Source organism: Agrobacterium sp. MCAB5 (assembly GCF_052114365.1).
Taxonomy (GTDB): domain Bacteria; phylum Pseudomonadota; class Alphaproteobacteria; order Rhizobiales; family Rhizobiaceae; genus Agrobacterium; species Agrobacterium tumefaciens.
Window position 1 is genome coordinate 330,379 of record NZ_JBFREP010000003.1, and the last position, 12,310, is coordinate 342,688.

A 12,310-nucleotide genomic window follows, 5' to 3' on the forward strand; every position below is an offset into this window, starting at 1 on the left:
TTATGAATTTTTATACAGGTATAAACTTACGATATATCGGTAATCTATTATTTATACATGCGTGTAAAAAAAGCGGCGGGAAATCGCTCTCATTTTTTGAGGATCGTAAACAATGCTTTTTTTCAGAATTCGCGTTCTTTTGCCGGCATTGTTCGGCATGACAGTTCTCTTCTCCATCGTCCAAGGCGTTGCCAGCACGCGCTCTGTTGGGGAAATGGAGCGACATGCCAGCAACATCGTTCGCCGGATGGAGCGATCGATGATGATCGCCGATATGAACGATAAGCTTAATGAAATTCGTCGCAACTATCTGGCAGTCTTGACGGCGGCAACGCCAGAGGCGAGGAACGCCCAGTTCCAGGGCATCCTCAAATCCCAGCAGGAGCGTGCCGAAGCATTCAACGCCTACGCTGCGGATTTGCAGTTGCCTCAGTCGATTGAAAAATTTCAGCGCCTGAATGCAATGGTCGCAAATTTCGAAGCCATGGGTGCAGAGCTTAAAAGAATAGTCATCGCTGGTGAAGCCGATGCCGGGCAGGCGCAGGTCTTCAGCATGACGCCGGTGGGCAACGCCGCTGGCGCGTTGATGAAAGAGATGATCGAGGATAACCGTGAGCGCGGTCTGGCCGACAAGCGGTCGGCGCAGGCCGCTGGTGATTTCGCTTTCAGGATGTCGCTTGGCGGCATGCTTGTCGCCGCCACTGTGGCGCTTGTCGCCGCACTCTTCAGTTTTCTGCGTATTTCGCGACCGATCAACGACATTACCCACGCCATGAACGCGTTGGCGGCAGGCGACAATGCGCGGGCCATTCCGCATTCCGGCCGCAAGGACGAGATCGGCGAAATGGCTGCGGCCGTCGCCGTGTTCCGCGACAACGCCGTCGAGCGCGAACGGCTGGAGCGTGAAACCGAGGTCAATCGCAGCCTCAGCGAACAGGAGCGGATCGAGCACGAGGCATTGAAGGCGCGCGAGGCGGAGGAGGTTCGTTTCGCCGTCGAAAACCTTGGCGCCGGGCTGAAGAGACTGTCGCAGGGCGATATGACCTGCCGTGTGGAAACCGTCTTTGCCGAACGGCTGGATGGCCTGCGCGGCGACTTCAACGAATCCGTCGCCACGCTGGAGGCGGCGCTGCGCTCGGTCGGTGAAAACGCCCGGGTCATTGATGCGGGTGCAAGCGAAATTCTGGCGGCGGCAGGCGATCTTTCCCGTCGCACGGAACAGCAGGCGTCTTCCGTCGAAGAAACTGCTGCGGCTCTCGAAGAGGTGACGACGGCGGTGAAGGATTCGGCCCATCGCGCCGCCGAGGCCGGCCGGCTTGTGGACCAGGCCCGCGAAAGTGCCGAAATGTCCGGCGAGATCGTCACGCGCACGGTGCTTGCGGTGCAGGATATCGAAAAATCCGCCAACGAGATCAGCAGCATCATCAGCGTCATCGATGAGATTGCCTTCCAGACCAATCTTCTTGCCTTGAATGCGGGTGTCGAGGCCGCCCGTGCGGGTGATGCCGGCAAGGGCTTTGCCGTCGTGGCACAGGAGGTGCGTGAACTGGCGCAGCGATCTGCCAGCGCTGCCAAGGAAATCAAGATACTCATCAACCGTTCCGGAGAACAGGTCCGCGAGGGTGTCTCGCTTGTCGGCAAGACCGGCGAGGTGCTTGCGGGGATTGTAGGCGAAGTGCGGGAGATCAACACCCACGTTGCATCCATCGTCGTCTCCACGCGCGAACAATCGACCGGGCTTTCGGAAATCAGCGCCGCTGTGAACCTGATGGATCAGGGGACCCAGAAGAATGCGGCCATGGTGGAGGAGACGACTGCAGCGAGCGACAGCCTTGCTTCACAGGCACGCGCCCTGAACGCGCTGCTTTCGCAATTTAGATTGCAGGAGGCCGGTGCTGTTGCTGCTGTTTTGGCGGGTCCGGCTTCGGTTCCGCAGCCTTCGCCGGCGCGCGCCATGGGGCAAAAAATTGCCGCCGCCTTCGGGGGCCGACGGCAGGCAGCATCGGGCCAGGAGTGGTCGGAGTTTTAAGCCACTTCCTGCCAGAGGCAGGAAACACGGACGGCGGCTTTCGGGTCGCCGTTTTCGCATGGCGGAGCGTGTGGCCTCACCGGCCGATCATGAAATCCGCCATCAGGCCGAAATGATTGGAACCGAGGCTGTCGGGCAGACGGGTGGTTTTCAAGAGCGTGGCCGGTTCGCGGGCGAAGATATGGTCGATGGCGATGCCGAAGCGACCTGCCTTCGTCGGCCATGTGGCGGGTTCCCATGCCGCTTTTTTCAGGTCGTTGGCGGCGAGGAAGTCGCGCATGTCGGGAGCGATGCTGGCCGAATTGAAATCTCCGGCCAGAATGAGCGGCCCGGTGACACGAAAGAGAATTTCGCTGACTTCGTCCAGCTCGTCCCGGTGATAGTCGTCGAAATAGGGTTTGGTGATGTGACCTGCAGCGAGCGTCAGCTTCGTGCCGTCGAAATCGATGCTGGCGATGGCGAAACGGTCGCGGCGCAGATCGCTGAGGCTATGGAAACGGCCCTCCAGCAGCGGCCGCTTCGACAGGATCAAAAGATCACAGGTCGGTGTTCCGGCATAACAACCGAGCCTGTGGGGGTAGGTTTGCTGCAGACGCGGCAGAACCGATTCCAGCGCAGCCGCCTCGAACAGATAGACAGCATCCGCGTCTGATTCGAGAATCCTGTCGGCAATCGCATCCGCATTGGCGGCGTTATCCATCAATACGTTGAAGGACAATAGCCGGAAGGGTCTGGCGCCAGGTGCCGTATTGGCGCTTGTCGAGAATTCCATGAGCATGGCGACGGCGTGGATGGCGAGTGCAAGCGACCAGATGATGAGGAAAGCGGAAATCGCGTCACGCGTCAGCCAAAATACCAGGCATGACAGCAGGATACAGACGAAGGCGATGTGAAGCTGGAAACTTGTGACGAAGGCTAAAAGCCAGAAATCCGTCACATAACGCAGGCTGGCGATGAAAAGTACGGCAGCCACGACCGTGGAGACCATGCACGAGAGCTTCGCCGTCATCCGAATCCCTGCTTTCCAAGCTCTCCCTTGATGTCTCGTAACATGCCGCAAGGGTGGGCACAATGTTGCCCGCTTGCCGGGGCTTAGGAAAAAATGAGAAACAAATCCGCCCCTTCTGGCAGAATTACGGCAGCTTTGTGTGCTTTGCTCTTGCCAAGTCAGTCAATATTTTGCGATCAAACAGAATGACGCGGTTTCTCAAACGCCGCGAGGATGACCGAGACGGTGGGACGGAGATTGTCTTGGATCAAATCATAGCGGGAGGACTCATGCGATTTACGGCAAAAACAGCGCAGAGGATGGTGTAGCGGTGAGCGAGCACGTAACCAATCACGACGCCTCGGGTGAACCGACCCGTCGCGATTTTCTTTATCTAGTAACCGGAATGACGGGCGCCGTTGGTGCCGCCGCAGTGGCATGGCCCTTTATCGACCAGATGCGTCCAGACGCATCGACGCTGGCGCTTGCCTCCATCGAGGTGAATGTCGCGGCGGTCGAGCCGGGCATGTCGCTGACCGTGAAGTGGCGCGGCAAGCCGATTTTCATCCGTAACCGCACGGAAAAGGAAATCGGCGAAGCCAATGCGGTCGCTCTTGCCGATCTCAAGGATCCGGTGGCGCGCAACGCCAACATTGCCCCCGACGCGCAGGCGACGGACATTGACCGTTCCGCCGGTCAGGGCAAGGAGAACTGGATCGTCATGATCGGTTCCTGCACCCATCTCGGTTGCGTTCCGCTCGGCCAGGCCGGCGATTTCGGCGGTTGGTTCTGTCCCTGCCATGGCTCGCATTACGATACGGCGGGCCGCATACGTAAGGGTCCGGCGCCGCAGAACCTCGCCATCCCGACATTTGCATTCACATCCGATACCGTGATCAAGATCGGATAAGGGGACAGATATTTATGAGTGGTCATTCCAGTTATCAGCCGTCCACCGGCATCGAGAGGTGGATCGATTCGCGGCTTCCCTTGCCGCGCATGATCTATGACAGCTTCGTTGCCTATCCTGTCCCGCGTAATCTGAACTACGCCTACACGTTCGGCGCGATGCTGGCTGTCATGCTGATCGTGCAGATCCTCACCGGCGTCGTGCTTGCCATGCATTACGCCGCTGAAACGACGGTTGCCTTCAATTCCGTCGAAAAGATCATGCGCGACGTCAACCACGGCTGGCTGTTGCGCTACATGCACGCCAACGGTGCGTCGTTCTTCTTCATCGCGGTTTACCTGCACATCGCCCGTGGACTTTATTACGGCTCCTACAAGGCGCCGCGCGAAATCCTCTGGATTCTCGGCTGTGTGATCTATCTCTTGATGATGGCGACGGGCTTCATGGGCTACGTGCTTCCCTGGGGTCAGATGTCCTTCTGGGGTGCAACTGTTATCACCGGCTTTTTCACGGCTTTCCCGGGCATAGGTGAGTGGATCCAGCAGTTCCTGCTCGGCGGCTTTGCGGTGGACAATCCGACGCTCAACCGCTTCTTCGCGCTCCACTACCTGCTTCCGTTCATGATTGCGGGTGTCGTCATCCTGCATATCTGGGCGCTGCATGTGACCGGCCAGACCAATCCGACCGGTGTGGAAGTGAAGAGCAAGACCGATACGGTGCCCTTCACGCCCTATGCGACGCTGAAGGATGCGCTCGGTGTTTCGGTGTTCCTCATCGCTTATGCGTGGTTCGTCTTCTACATGCCGAACTTCCTCGGCCACCCTGATAACTACATCATGGCGGATCCTTTGAAGACACCGGCGCATATCGTGCCCGAATGGTACTATCTGCCGTTCTACGCGATGCTGCGCGCCATCACCTTCAACATCGGGCCGATCGATTCCAAGCTCGGTGGCGTTCTCGTCATGTTCGGCGCGATCATCGTGCTGTTCTTCCTGCCCTGGCTCGATACCTCGAAGGTTCGCTCCGCCGTCTATCGTCCCTGGTACAAGCTGTTCTTCTGGCTGTTCGTGGTCAACGCCATCCTGCTTGGCTGGCTGGGTTCGCGTCCGGCGGAAGGCCTTTATGTCATCATGTCGCAGATCGGCACGCTTTATTACTTCGGTTTCTTCCTCGTCATCATGCCGATCCTCGGTCTGGTCGAAACGCCGCGGCGTATTCCGAATTCGATTACCGAGGCCGTTCTGGAAAAGAACGCCGCCAAGAAGACTGCCGCGCCTGCGGCCGCCCAAGTCTGAGCGCGAAGGAAGGATGACGACAATGAAGAAGCTTGTAACGAGCATCGCGCTTATCGCTGCCATCGGCTGTTCCGCCGCCGCTTTTGCGGCGGAGGAGAGCCACGATCTCGCCACCAAGACCGAGCATGCGATCGCCGGCGGTCACTTCCCGGTCATCAAGCCCGAGGAGCAGAGCTGGTCTTTTGCCGGACCTTTCGGCAAATACGACAAGGGCCAGCTGCAGCGCGGCCTGAAGGTCTACAAGGAAGTCTGCTCTGCCTGCCATTCGATGAGCCTCGTTTCCTTCCGCACCCTGGGCGATCTCGGTTATTCGGAAGAGCAGGTGAAGGCCTTTGCTGCGGAATATGAAGTGCAGGACGGGCCGAATGCCGACGGCGAAATGTATAATCGCAAGGCTGTGCCTTCCGACCATTTCCCCTCGCCATTCCCGAACCATGAAGCGGCTGCTGCTGCCAATGGTGGAGCTGCACCACCGGACATGTCGCTGCTTGCCAAGGCGCGCGGCGTGGAGCGTGGCTTCCCGCAATTCGTCATCGACATGATTCCGATCATCGGCGGTTATCAGGAAGGCGGCCCGGACTACATCCATGCGCTGCTGACCGGATACCAGGACGCGCCTGCAGGCGTTGAAGTGTCGGAAGGCACGCATTTCAACCCGTATTTCGCCAGCGCCGTGGCGCTGAAGATGGCGCCGCCGATCAGCGCCGATCAGGTGACTTACGACGACGGTGCGCCGCAGACGGTGGATCAATATTCCAAGGACGTGTCCGCTTTCCTGATGTGGGCCGCAGAACCGCATCTGGAAGCACGCAAGCGCACCGGCTTCATGGTCATGGTGTTCCTGTTCATCTTCACGGCGCTGATCTATCTCACCAAGAAATCGGTCTACGCCAACAAGGAACATTGACCGGCTCCAAATGCCCGCAATCATTGGCCCCCATGGTCTTGCCCTGGGGGCCTTTTCATGTGTCGAAGGAGGATGAGAAATGGCGAAAGTCCGGAGCGGTGGCTGCCTGTGCGGTTCCGTCCGTTTCGAGGCCACGGGTGAACCCGACAATCCGCACAGCTGCTCCTGCGATATCTGCCAGCGGCATTCCGGCGCTTCCAGCCTTGCCTGGGTGGAGTTTGCGAGCGATGCAGTGGTCTGGACGGGAGAGGGCGGTGCGCCCATGGTTTTCCGGTCTTCCGATTATTCCAGCCGCGCGTTTTGCGCGGTCTGCGGCAGCACGCTCGGCGCCATCGACGATGTACCGACTGTCGCCCTCGTTTCCGGCTCTTTTGACGACAGAAATGACGAGGCGCTACGGCCTCTGTCGCATTCCTTCGCGGATGTATGCCCGGTCTGGGCGCGGATCGAGGGAATGTCGGGGCAGGAATGAGCGGCGGTCCTTTTTAGTTGGTCCGCAGCCACCAAGTTGATAGGGTGGCCCGAACCTTCTGATCCATTTCCCAATCTAACTGGAAATACCATGACCGTTATCGCTTCGGAGCTTTCCGCTGCCATCCGTTCCATTCCCGACTATCCGAAGCCGGGCATCATCTTCAGGGACATTACGACTCTGCTTGGCAATCCGCGCGCTTTCCGCCGTGCCGTGGACGAGCTTGTGCAGCCCTATGCGGGAACGAAGATCGACAAGATCGCCGGCATGGAAGCGCGTGGCTTCATTCTGGGCGGAGCGGTGGCGCACCAGCTTTCCGCCGGTTTCGTGCCTATCCGCAAGAAAGGCAAGCTGCCGCACACCACCGTGCGCGTGGCCTACAGCCTTGAATACGGCGTTGACGAGATGGAAATGCATGTGGACGCCGTGCAGCCGGGCGAAAAAGTCATTCTGGTCGACGACCTGATCGCGACTGGCGGCACCGCCGAAGGTGCGGTGAAACTCTTGCGGCAGATGGGCGCGGAAATCGTTTCGGCCTGCTTCGTCATCGATCTGCCCGATCTCGGCGGCCGCAGGAAGCTGGAAGACCTCGGTGTGGAAGTGCGGACACTGGTGGAGTTTTCAGGCCATTGAGGCGTGTGGGCGCGCTACCCCCCGCTCTGCCCTCCCAGGAGAGGGGGTAGCGCCCCGCACGCCTCAGAGCGTTTTCGATTTTTTTGAATCGGAAAAACGCTCTGGCGCCGGTCCGGGGCCATTTTGCCCCGGTGGGTTTATTCGAACTCCAGAACCCCGCTCTGGAAGGTCATCACGGTTTCTCCGGACTGGTTCACGCCCTCGTTGAAGGTGGTGTTCAGCCAAACCCCGGCTCTTGATTCCAGCGGTCGAGCATCGAGCAAGGTGACGAAATAGGTCACGTCGTCTCCGGCGAAAACCGGCTTTTTCCATTTGAGTTCACGAAAGCCGGGGGAGGGGCCGAGTTTCGGCGGCTCAAGGCCAAGTTGTTTCAGCCTCTTCACTTCCTTGCCCCAATGGGAAAGGAAACATTTCATCCAGCCAGCGCCGGTGTGCCAACCGGAAGCGCAGAGCGCTCCGAAGACGCTGTTTTTCGCAGCTTCGGCATCGAGATGAAAGGGCTGCGGATCGAAATCGCGGGCGAAACGGACAATGTCTTCGGCGGAAAAATGCAATGTGTCGAGGGTGACCCGTTCGCCGATCGGGGAAAGTTCTGCCAGTCTCATGCCGCAAGGCCTCCGTCCGCACGCATCAGGAACATCACGGTGTTTTCGCCGTGCGATACCAGAATGCCGCGCTGGTTATAAAGCTCATGGCGAAACTTCACGAGGCCGATGCCGGGGCGTGAGCTGGAGGTGCGCTGTTCCAGAACAATGGATTTTCCCGAAAGCGTATCGCCAGCCAGAACCGGCTTTTTCCAGTCGACATAATCGATGCCGGGGCTGCCTTGCGATGTCGAATCGCTGATATAGCTCTCCGCCATCATTCGCATCAGCAGGGCGCAGGTGTGCCAGCCGGATGCCGCCAGCCCGCCGAGAATGCTCTGGCGGCCAGCCTCTTCAGACAGATGCATGGGCTGAGGATCGAACTCGCTGGCGAATTCGATGATTTGTGCTGCAGAAATCGATTGCGGTCCCAGGGGAAATTCCCGTCCAACGGAAAAATCCTCATAGGCATATGTCGCGACCGGCGCCATGGCTTCCTCCCTTGCCTAGTCGATGTCACCGGCATCTAAAATGATTTTTCCCTTTACGTAAAGGTCAAATCGAGAGTGCGTTTGCGGCATAGGGAGATGCTGTTGAGAGAGCGAGTGCGGCATGCTGCCTTCTCCCAGTGGAGGAGAAGGCCGCGATAGCGGAATGAGGGGCAAGGGTCGTGATATTCGCCAACCTTGCCTCCTCATCCGATCCTCCGGGCTATCTTCCCCCGCCGGGAGAAGAAACAAGCCACAGGTCTGTGTCACTTCGGTCAGCGCGTCAAAAGACGCGATGTGACCGCCGCCGCGCTCAAGACCAGATCAGGTATTAAAGCGGAAGTGGATGACGTCGCCGTCCTGGACGACATATTCCTTGCCTTCGTCGCGTCCCTTGCCGGCTTCCTTGGCACCAACTTCGCCCTTGTAGGCGATGTAGTCATCATAGGCGATGGTAAAGGCGCGGATGAAGCCGCGTTCGAAATCGGTATGGATGACGCCGGCGGCAGCGGGCGCTTTGGTGCCGCGCACGATCGTCCAGGCGCGCGTTTCCTTCGGGCCGACGGTGAAATAGGTGATGAGGTCGAGCAGGTGATAGCCGGCGCGGATCAACCGGTCGAGACCGGCTTCGGTGAGCCCGAGGGCCGAGAGGAATTCTTCGGCTTCATCGGCCGGAAGCTGCGCGACTTCGGCCTCGATCGCCGCCGAGATGATCACGCATTCGGCGCCCTGTTGCTTTGCCATCTCCGCGACAGCCGCGGTGTGCTCGTTGCCGGTGGATGCGTCGGCTTCAGAGACGTTGCAGACATAAAGCACCGGGTGCGACGTCAGGAGATTGAGGCCCTTGAGGATTTCGATTTCCTCGTCCGCCAGTGTCTTCAAAAGCAGACGTGCCGGTTTTCCGTCGTTTAGCAGAGCAATTACGGCTTCCATCACCGGCAGTTGGGCCAAGGATTCCTTGTCCTTGCTGGTGGCGCGCTTGCGCGTCTGCTCGACACGGCGTTCCAGGCTTTCGAGGTCGGCGAGCATCAGTTCCGTCTCGATCGTGTCGGCATCGCCAACCGGATTGATGCGGCCTTCCACATGGGTGATGTCGTCGTCCTCGAAGCAGCGCAGCACATGCACGACGGCATCGACTTCGCGGATATTAGCGAGGAACTTGTTGCCGAGACCTTCACCCTTCGATGCGCCGCGCACCAGGCCGGCAATGTCCACGAAGGAAATGCGGGTCGGAATGATTTCCTTCGATCCGGCAATGGCCGCGAGCTGCTGCATGCGGGGGTCCGGCACGGCAACTTCGCCGGTGTTGGGCTCGATGGTGCAGAAGGGATAGTTGGCGGCCTGCGCGGCCGCCGTTTTCGTCAGCGCGTTGAAGAGGGTGGACTTGCCGACATTCGGCAGCCCGACGATACCGCATTTGAAGCCCATGGCTTGAAACCTGTCCGTTTGAAAGAATTCGTTGAGGAGCCTTTTGCGGAAAGGGCAGGGCAAGGTCAAGCCCGGGGGCCGATTTGGGCGGGCAAAGCCCCGCGAATGGCGCGGAATTCTGCGCGAGTGCGGGGCCGGGGTTGTCGATGCTGCGGTTGCGGCGCAATATGCGCCGGTCGAGCAACCGATCTTTCGTCATCAACGGGGATTTTCCCCATGGGCTACAATTGAGTGACAATCACGGGCGACAATGATGAGTGACAGTCCTGTTGATCTCAAACCGAAACCGAAAGTCAAACCGAAGCTGGAGCGGCCTAAGCTCTACAAGGTCATTCTGCTGAATGACGACTATACGCCGCGCGACTTCGTCACCCTGGTGTTGAAGGTCGTCTTCCACATGGGCGAGGACACCGGCCACCGGGTGATGATGACGGCGCATCGCTTCGGGAGCGCGGTCGTCGTTGTCTGCGAGCGCGACATTGCCGAGACCAAGGCCAAGGAGGCGAACGATCTTGGCAAGGAGGCCGGGTTTCCGCTGATGTTCACCACCGAGCCGGAGGAGTGACGGCTTTATGCTCAATCCCGCCGGATCTGGAAACCCGTCTTGTTCTGAATGAAACCGCAGCTTTCGTAGAAGGCATGCACCTCAGGACGCTGCCGGCCGGTCAGCAGCATCACCTTGTAGCAATTTGCGGCAAAGGCGGTCTCGATGGCGTGGCGCACGACTGCGCGGCCATATCCCCGGCCGCGACGAGTTTCCAGCGTCACCACATTTTCGATGAAGGCATAGGGACGGGCAGCGCGCGTCAGGTTCGGGATGACGAGAAGCGTGGCGGTTGCAACGGGTTCCTGGTCTTCCATGGCAAAGAACACGGTGAGGCCGGGTTGGCCGATCATGGCGGCGAAAACCGTGCTTGCCTCTTGCGTCGTCAGTTGCGGGTCGGACGGGTTCAGCGCCTGGTAAAGTTCGAGCAGTTTCGGCAGATCGTCCGGGCCAGCTTTGCGAAGGCTCATGGTCTCTGAAGACATCTGCGCTCAATCCTTCTTGCCGAACATCCGCTTCAGCATCTCCGCCATCGGCCCGGTTTCCGGCAGTTTTTTCGGTTGGGCGTTGTTGCGCGCCTGATGGATGTGGGATTGCGCGGCGGGCTTGGCCGCCTTGGCCGGTTTTTCCGTTTCCGGCTTGCTGCCGGTGGCAAGCGCCAGCTTGTTCATCAGCTGCGAATCCTCTGATTTCACCAGCATGGCGGCATTGTCGGCAATGGCGTCCAGCAGCGGATCGAGCCAGACCCGGTCGGTCTTGGCGAAATCACCGAGAACGTGGCCATGCACCCGCTCCTTGTCGCCGGGATGGCCGATGCCGAGGCGCAGGCGGCGGTATTCCTTGCCGCAATGGGCGTCGATCGATTTCAGGCCATTATGGCCGCCATGGCCGCCGCCGGTCTTGATGCGCGCGCGGCCTGCAAGCAAATCGAGTTCATCATGGATGACGATAATGTCTGCCGGTGCAAGCTTGAAGAAACGCATGGCCTCGCCGACGGATTCACCCGACAGGTTCATGTAGGTGAGGGGCTTCATCAGCAGAACCTTCTCACCGCCTATTTCGCCTTCGGAAATCTCCGCCTTGAATTTCCGCGCCCAGGGCGAGAAGGAAGGCAGGCGTTGCAGCGCATCCACGGCCATGAAGCCGATGTTGTGACGGTTTCCCGCATATTGGGCGCCGGGGTTACCAAGGCCTGCGATGATCTTCATGGGGCATGTCCGCTTTTTTGCCTGACGATGCTGTTGTCACCACCCCGAAATGTTCCGGCTGTCAATCTTTTTATGGATTTTTTGATGTCGCGAGCGGGCGCTCAAGGGCTGACGAGTTTGTAGCGGTCGAATATGCTCTGTTGCGTTCCATCGGCGATCAGCCTGTCCAGCCGCGCCTGCAATTTTGCAATGACCTCGTCTGGAACGCTTTTGTTGCAGGCAAGACCTAGCTGTTGCCGCGCCAGCGTTATCACTTCCCTGAACGTGCCTGGGGGTTGGCTTTTGAAAGTACTTTCCGACATGGGCATCAGGTCGATGCGGCCTGCGTTCAGCTTGTGAAGCGTGATCTGGAAATCAGCACCGACATCCACATGCTCGAAACCGAGGTTGCCAAGAAGGACCTCGGTGTAGTCGCCACGCTGGGTGCCGACCCGGTATTTTCTCGCGTCTTCCAGACTGGAGACGTTGATATCCGCATTCTGGCGCGCCACGAGGATGTTGCGGTCGCTATGGATCGGTGAGACCCATTTGAAAAGCTTTTCCCGTTCGGGCGTTCTCGCCGTGGCAAAGACGCAATGCATGGCCTTCGTTGTGGCCAATGCGATCGCCCGCGCCCAGGGCATGACGGCAACCTCGTAATCGGTGCCGGTATCCTCAAGTACGATCTTGAGCTGGTCGATATAAACGCCCGCCACGCTGCCGTCGTCGTTTTGCAGATTATAAGGTGGGTAAACCTCGGTGGTCAGGAAAAGCTTGGCTGCGCTGGCCGGGCCGGCAAGAGCAAGAAAGATCAGACAAAAGCGGATCAATCCCATGGTTGC

At 59.0% G+C, this 12,310-nt stretch carries 14 protein-coding genes; 7 read left to right on the forward strand and 7 right to left on the reverse strand.

The window, feature by feature from the left end:
* Positions 1-112: 112 nt before the first annotated feature.
* The gene (locus AB4Z23_RS09325; RefSeq protein ID WP_441360069.1) at positions 113-2,029 is read left to right on the forward strand and encodes a methyl-accepting chemotaxis protein; all 1,917 of its coding nucleotides are present in this window, start codon (positions 113-115) and stop codon (positions 2,027-2,029) included.
* A gap of 76 nt (positions 2,030-2,105) precedes the next feature.
* Here AB4Z23_RS09325 and AB4Z23_RS09330 read toward each other — a convergent pair whose 3' ends face one another.
* Positions 2,106-3,038: an endonuclease/exonuclease/phosphatase family protein gene (locus tag AB4Z23_RS09330; RefSeq protein WP_421477271.1), complete on the reverse strand. Its 933-nt coding sequence runs from the start codon at positions 3,036-3,038 to the stop codon at positions 2,106-2,108.
* 310 nt (positions 3,039-3,348) lie between these two features.
* Here AB4Z23_RS09330 and petA point away from each other — a divergent pair, with 310 nt between their 5' ends.
* The 5 genes from petA (at position 3,349) to AB4Z23_RS09355 (ending at position 7,237) form a co-directional block, all read left to right on the forward strand.
* On the forward strand, positions 3,349-3,927 hold the full coding sequence (gene petA / locus AB4Z23_RS09335; RefSeq protein WP_003513514.1) for a ubiquinol-cytochrome c reductase iron-sulfur subunit: 579 nt from the start codon (positions 3,349-3,351) through the stop codon (positions 3,925-3,927).
* A 14-nt stretch (positions 3,928-3,941) separates the two neighbouring features.
* On the forward strand, positions 3,942-5,225 hold the full coding sequence (locus AB4Z23_RS09340; RefSeq protein ID WP_421477269.1) for a cytochrome b: 1,284 nt from the start codon (positions 3,942-3,944) through the stop codon (positions 5,223-5,225).
* Between the two features lie 22 nt (positions 5,226-5,247).
* Positions 5,248-6,132: a cytochrome c1 gene (locus AB4Z23_RS09345; RefSeq protein WP_003513510.1), complete on the forward strand. Its 885-nt coding sequence runs from the start codon at positions 5,248-5,250 to the stop codon at positions 6,130-6,132.
* Positions 6,133-6,211: 79 nt separating this feature from the next.
* On the forward strand, positions 6,212-6,604 hold the full coding sequence (locus tag AB4Z23_RS09350) for a GFA family protein (protein ID WP_065662222.1): 393 nt from the start codon (positions 6,212-6,214) through the stop codon (positions 6,602-6,604).
* Positions 6,605-6,694: 90 nt separating this feature from the next.
* Positions 6,695-7,237 carry an adenine phosphoribosyltransferase gene (locus AB4Z23_RS09355; protein WP_019565208.1) on the forward strand — a complete coding sequence of 181 codons (543 nt, stop codon included), beginning with the start codon at positions 6,695-6,697 and terminating at the stop codon, positions 7,235-7,237.
* 137 nt (positions 7,238-7,374) lie between these two features.
* Here AB4Z23_RS09355 and AB4Z23_RS09360 read toward each other — a convergent pair whose 3' ends face one another.
* The 3 genes from AB4Z23_RS09360 to ychF all read right to left on the reverse strand — a co-directional run bounded on the left by AB4Z23_RS09360 (position 7,375) and on the right by ychF (position 9,737).
* Complete coding sequence (locus tag AB4Z23_RS09360; RefSeq protein ID WP_003513502.1) at positions 7,375-7,842, reverse strand: MaoC family dehydratase; 468 nt, start codon at positions 7,840-7,842, stop codon at positions 7,375-7,377.
* Positions 7,839-8,312, reverse strand: coding sequence for a MaoC family dehydratase (locus AB4Z23_RS09365; RefSeq protein ID WP_038491782.1), 474 nt, complete (start codon positions 8,310-8,312; stop codon positions 7,839-7,841). Before AB4Z23_RS09365 ends, AB4Z23_RS09360 begins: the two co-directional genes overlap by 4 nt.
* A 321-nt stretch (positions 8,313-8,633) precedes the next feature.
* The gene (gene ychF, locus AB4Z23_RS09370) at positions 8,634-9,737 is read right to left on the reverse strand and encodes a redox-regulated ATPase YchF (RefSeq protein ID WP_003513497.1); all 1,104 of its coding nucleotides are present in this window, start codon (positions 9,735-9,737) and stop codon (positions 8,634-8,636) included.
* A 253-nt stretch (positions 9,738-9,990) separates the two neighbouring features.
* Here ychF and clpS point away from each other — a divergent pair, with 253 nt between their 5' ends.
* Positions 9,991-10,302 carry an ATP-dependent Clp protease adapter ClpS gene (gene clpS / locus AB4Z23_RS09375; RefSeq protein ID WP_003513495.1) on the forward strand — a complete coding sequence of 104 codons (312 nt, stop codon included), beginning with the start codon at positions 9,991-9,993 and terminating at the stop codon, positions 10,300-10,302.
* A gap of 11 nt (positions 10,303-10,313) precedes the next feature.
* Here the strand turns inward: clpS and AB4Z23_RS09380 are convergent, their stop codons facing one another.
* From AB4Z23_RS09380 to AB4Z23_RS09390, 3 genes are all read right to left on the reverse strand, one after another.
* A complete protein-coding gene (locus AB4Z23_RS09380; protein WP_421416413.1) occupies positions 10,314-10,766 on the reverse strand; it encodes a GNAT family N-acetyltransferase in 453 nt (150 codons plus the stop codon).
* A gap of 6 nt (positions 10,767-10,772) precedes the next feature.
* The gene (gene pth, locus AB4Z23_RS09385) at positions 10,773-11,489 is read right to left on the reverse strand and encodes an aminoacyl-tRNA hydrolase (protein ID WP_003513491.1); all 717 of its coding nucleotides are present in this window, start codon (positions 11,487-11,489) and stop codon (positions 10,773-10,775) included.
* A 101-nt stretch (positions 11,490-11,590) separates the two neighbouring features.
* On the reverse strand, positions 11,591-12,304 hold the full coding sequence (locus AB4Z23_RS09390) for a substrate-binding periplasmic protein (RefSeq protein WP_421477265.1): 714 nt from the start codon (positions 12,302-12,304) through the stop codon (positions 11,591-11,593).
* Positions 12,305-12,310 lie beyond the last annotated feature (6 nt).

Bases quoted from the DNA above. Each gene is read 5' to 3' on its own strand.
- pth (WP_003513491.1), bottom strand. From the start codon at position 11,489: ATGAAGATCATCGCAGGCCTTGGTAACCCCGGCGCCCAATATGCGGGA.
- AB4Z23_RS09365 (WP_038491782.1), bottom strand. From the start codon at position 8,312: ATGGCGCCGGTCGCGACATATGCCTATGAGGATTTTTCCGTTGGACGG.
- clpS (WP_003513495.1), top strand. From the start codon at position 9,991: ATGAGTGACAGTCCTGTTGATCTCAAACCGAAACCGAAAGTCAAACCG.
- AB4Z23_RS09380 (WP_421416413.1), bottom strand. From the start codon at position 10,766: ATGTCTTCAGAGACCATGAGCCTTCGCAAAGCTGGCCCGGACGATCTG.
- AB4Z23_RS09355 (WP_019565208.1), top strand. From the start codon at position 6,695: ATGACCGTTATCGCTTCGGAGCTTTCCGCTGCCATCCGTTCCATTCCC.
- AB4Z23_RS09350 (WP_065662222.1), top strand. From the start codon at position 6,212: ATGGCGAAAGTCCGGAGCGGTGGCTGCCTGTGCGGTTCCGTCCGTTTC.
- AB4Z23_RS09390 (WP_421477265.1), bottom strand. From the start codon at position 12,304: ATGGGATTGATCCGCTTTTGTCTGATCTTTCTTGCTCTTGCCGGCCCG.
- AB4Z23_RS09360 (WP_003513502.1), bottom strand. From the start codon at position 7,842: ATGAGACTGGCAGAACTTTCCCCGATCGGCGAACGGGTCACCCTCGAC.
- AB4Z23_RS09325 (WP_441360069.1), top strand. From the start codon at position 113: ATGCTTTTTTTCAGAATTCGCGTTCTTTTGCCGGCATTGTTCGGCATG.
- AB4Z23_RS09340 (WP_421477269.1), top strand. From the start codon at position 3,942: ATGAGTGGTCATTCCAGTTATCAGCCGTCCACCGGCATCGAGAGGTGG.
- AB4Z23_RS09330 (WP_421477271.1), bottom strand. From the start codon at position 3,038: ATGACGGCGAAGCTCTCGTGCATGGTCTCCACGGTCGTGGCTGCCGTA.
- AB4Z23_RS09345 (WP_003513510.1), top strand. From the start codon at position 5,248: ATGAAGAAGCTTGTAACGAGCATCGCGCTTATCGCTGCCATCGGCTGT.
- ychF (WP_003513497.1), bottom strand. From the start codon at position 9,737: ATGGGCTTCAAATGCGGTATCGTCGGGCTGCCGAATGTCGGCAAGTCC.